The organism is Paraburkholderia sp. UCT31 (genome assembly GCF_014397655.1).
GTDB classification, from domain to species: domain Bacteria; phylum Pseudomonadota; class Gammaproteobacteria; order Burkholderiales; family Burkholderiaceae; genus Paraburkholderia; species Paraburkholderia tuberum.
Map to the genome: position 1 here is coordinate 1 of NZ_VZQP01000142.1, position 3,464 is coordinate 3,464.

The window sequence follows — 3,464 nt, forward strand, 5'->3', positions numbered from 1 at the left end:
ATAAGAGACAGTTAGTGCCGTTCGTGCCCCCTGTGAAGTACCCTCCGGTGCCGCCGCAATGCCAGACAGCAGAGCCTCCTGTGGCGGAACCACAACCGCCGGCTCCGCCCTGGGTGCCGTTCCCCGCTCCGCCGCCCTGCGCGATGTACGTTATGCCGTTCACTGTGACGGCGGCATTAAGCCCCGCCTTGTTGTATGAAGCCGTGCCAGGGACCGTTATGCTGACGGTCGTGCCCGGCGTCACGGCGACATTGTTGCTGTAGAGCAAGCCACCGCCGCCGCCACCGCCGGAGAAGTAACCTCCGTCACCGCCGCCGCCGGCCCCCACCTCGACGAAGCTGATGGACGTGACGCCGGCGGGGACCGTCCACGCCGAGGTGCCGGGAGTCGCAAAGACCTGGCTGCCGCTTGCGGCGACAGAAGGCGCTGGAGCGCTTAAGCCGGGGAAGACGACCCGATAGGTGTAAGTTCCCGCATAGGCTTGGGCCTGAGTCAGGCCTAACAACAGGAGGAGCGAACAAGTGAGTAAGGGCTTTAATTTCATTTCGTTCAGTGCGCCGGTTTCACCGCGATAGAAGCCGCCCTAGAAGCGGGAGGGTCTCCGGTATAGCGACTTGACATATATCTGCGCCACGAACGCACTGTCGACGAGGTCGCGCGACGGGTTCACGCCCGCGTTCAGCATGTCTAATTTTTTTTCTCGATGAAGTCGACGTACGTGTCGACGCCGGCGAGACGTTGGCCCTGAAAACCGCTTCGGCCCGGGTCCATCAAAAAAGCGCCGCTCCGAATGTACTTCGGAGCGGCGCGTCAATCATCGAGTTGTTCTGCTGCGCTACGCGTGGGGACCCGCAAGCGCCTCGACGAGCGCGATGCTTTCGCGGGTCAGTTCCTGCGCGCGCATATTGCCAGCAGCTGCCAACTCACTGCGCAACGTCTTGAGCTTCACTTCGAGCTCGCCGAGGATGCATTCCCGCTGGAAATTGGGGTCATCCGTGACCTCCGCAAATGCAGCGCGCGTGGCCGCGTTCCTCGGAGTCTGAGCAGTTTTCGGAATTACCTCTGCGCTGGCTCCCGCGCGTGCTTTACGGGCCGCCTTCGCGGCCGTTACGGCCGCCTGAGCTTCTTCGCGGTTACCTGCCATCGCCGAGTTGGCTTCGATGTCACTGATGGCTCGAAAGCGCAGCGACCACAACGAGGTCGGCCGGACCGCCGGCTTAACGGCAAACGGCCAGACGTGCTCGTACACCGCGTGCTCGCCGGCACCTTCCGTCTGTGGCGCGAGCGTGAAGAAACGATAGATGCCGCCGTCTTCGTGCTGGAAATAGGTTGGTTTCGAGAAGGCTGATTCCATGACGCGCTGTTCGTGTCCTGTGGTTGATTGAAGGGATACGCGATACCAGGCGTGTAGTGACGCGATTTGAGATGTAGCCGGGCTTCGGAAGCGGATTTTTTGTCTTACGCGCCGCCGGCGGGGAGGCGCGCGGTTGGCTACACCAAGGGAGGCCAACCAAAAGGAGCATTTTGTGACAACCAACACCACCAAACCCCTGACCGTGTATCTGCGTCACGAACCCACCATCGACGACGATGCGTTGAAGTATGGCGACGGAAGCGAAATGGACGTCATTGCGTACAAGGACGCCGAGGCCAAGCTGTTTTACGCGCGTTGGCCGTGGCATAGCAGGAAGCCGGAGCGCGGTTGCAAGACCGCGATGCTCAACTGCTACGACTGGGCCGTTGAGTGGTTGCCGGACGTGCCCCGTACGAAACGAGAGCTGGCTCCGCCCCGTGTTGCAGACGAGGCTCGAACAGCCCTGATGGAGCATGTGGTCAAGCACATGGTTACGACGTTGCTCGAAAACGAGTCTGAACGTGAGCAGATTGCGCGTTCCGGGTTTCTCGGCTTCGCGCTGATGTCGAACAACGAGCTTGCCCGCTACGCAATCAACTCGGGCCTTGTGAAAGAAGCTCCCGAGGTCCAGGAGCTGGTTGACCAAATCGCGAGCGCGGCGCGAGTCGCAGTTATCCGATAACGCTTTCTAGCGTCCGGTGTGATTTTGCGCCCCTTCAGCGAACGCTTGAAGGGGCGCTGTTTCTTTTTGCACCGATAGTCTTACGGCCGGGAGTCTCGCGCTCCGCTGGCTGCGTCTTGACGCACGTCTCGGTGAGATACGACGCGCCACGAAAGCCGGCGTGGGCCGTCAAGACACATGTTCCCGGGGTCCAGTGCTGTTGCGGATGGGTCAGTGCCAGACCGTAGACAAATCGACCTGCTTCTGTTGAGCGATGCTGCCGTGATTAGCCGCGCGGAACTTCGCGACGGCTGCGCGTTGAGCATCCAGCTTGGCGTTGAGCTCCCCCGTGTGAAACGCGGCCCATACCGTCGTACAAGGTGCGACGAAGAAGACCGTATCCCACGAGACGTCAGCGACCAATGCCTTTTGATACCACGGCGCCAGGGTCTCCCCCGTGCGCTCCATTTCCGCCGGCGACAGATACATTGAAGGTGCGTTGTTCACAGGGACTCCCAGCATCGCACGACACTCGGATGACTCCCATACGTAGCAACCTATCCGGGTCGCGCCGCCAGCGACGCCAACGCGAAGCTGCGCGGTCTCCATACCGGTGGTGTGTAGAAAAAGGAAGAGGACCACACCGGTGATAACAGGCGTGAGGCGGCCTTTTGCGACCCCGATGGCGACGCCCATAATCAGGCAAGTCAGCGCCATGCCCCATCGCATCGTGTGTGCTGCGTATTCTGTGACCGAGTACGACATCAGCCAGGACGCATCATTCAGGTCCTGCGGAGACACGGGAACCTTGACGGCAAGCCAAAGCGTACAAGCGAGATGGAAGACCAGAAGCAGTGCTCCGAACCCGCCCACAGCTATGGCGGATTTGTCGCCAATCGACAGGTTGTCGGGCGAGGGGGCGGCCGGTGCCGAGGCAGCGGAATTGTCGTTGAGAGCAGGAGCTTGCATCGTCAGTGGCTCAAATAGAAGAGTTGGTCGTCTAGTGGCTGTGTTTATCGAATTCGAGCGAAATCTGGCGACAGCCCCGCGACGTTCACCTCGTCGGTGAGGAATGCGTCGTGACATCAAAGGTTGACGCTGTTTCGGAGGAAGCCGGTACGCTTGGCCGGCGCCGGGAGCAGGGAGCGTCTCTCCGAATACTCGGGGTGTGTCTCCTGTCGAGGGCTCCAGGTCTACCGACGCCGTAGCTTACGGCCACCCGTAAAATCCGGCGCGCAAGCTCAATGATGAACGGGGCCGGCGCCGGTTAGCAGGAAAGGCGACTATCCGCGCGCTGATTTCGAAATCAGTTCAGCGTGAAGGTTACGTAGCCGTCTCCACTGTTGGTAGCGGACGAACTGGAGATGGTGCCCGTGGAGTACGAGTTGCCGCCGGCACCGCCTTGATTTGAGGCGCTATAGCCCCCGCCGCCGCCGCCTCCGTTGTAGC

The 3,464-nt window shown here is 61.0% G+C and carries 3 protein-coding genes and 1 pseudogene; 1 reads left to right on the top strand and 3 read right to left on the bottom strand.

Going from position 1 to position 3,464, the window contains the following annotated elements; genetic code table 11:
• Both F6X40_RS42015 and F6X40_RS41070 read right to left on the bottom strand, forming a co-directional pair.
• A pseudogene (locus F6X40_RS42015) lies at positions 1-544 on the bottom strand (hypothetical protein); the annotation flags it as partial.
• Between the two features lie 291 nt (positions 545-835).
• Positions 836-1,354, bottom strand: coding sequence for a hypothetical protein (locus tag F6X40_RS41070; RefSeq protein WP_187631835.1), 519 nt, complete (start codon positions 1,352-1,354; stop codon positions 836-838).
• A 172-nt stretch (positions 1,355-1,526) separates the two neighbouring features.
• Here F6X40_RS41070 and F6X40_RS41075 point away from each other — a divergent pair, with 172 nt between their 5' ends.
• A complete protein-coding gene (locus tag F6X40_RS41075; RefSeq protein WP_187631836.1) occupies positions 1,527-2,036 on the top strand; it encodes a hypothetical protein in 510 nt (169 codons plus the stop codon).
• A 210-nt stretch (positions 2,037-2,246) separates the two neighbouring features.
• On the opposite strand, the gene F6X40_RS41080 is transcribed toward F6X40_RS41075, so the two are convergent.
• Positions 2,247-2,984, bottom strand: coding sequence for a hypothetical protein (locus tag F6X40_RS41080; RefSeq protein WP_187631837.1), 738 nt, complete (start codon positions 2,982-2,984; stop codon positions 2,247-2,249).
• Positions 2,985-3,464 lie beyond the last annotated feature (480 nt).

What these genes read in the sequence shown, in the direction of transcription:
- F6X40_RS41070 (WP_187631835.1), bottom strand. Translation starts at nt 1,354, where the DNA reads ATGGAATCAGCCTTCTCGAAACCAACCTATTTCCAGCACGAAGACGGC.
- F6X40_RS41080 (WP_187631837.1), bottom strand. Translation starts at nt 2,984, where the DNA reads ATGCAAGCTCCTGCTCTCAACGACAATTCCGCTGCCTCGGCACCGGCC.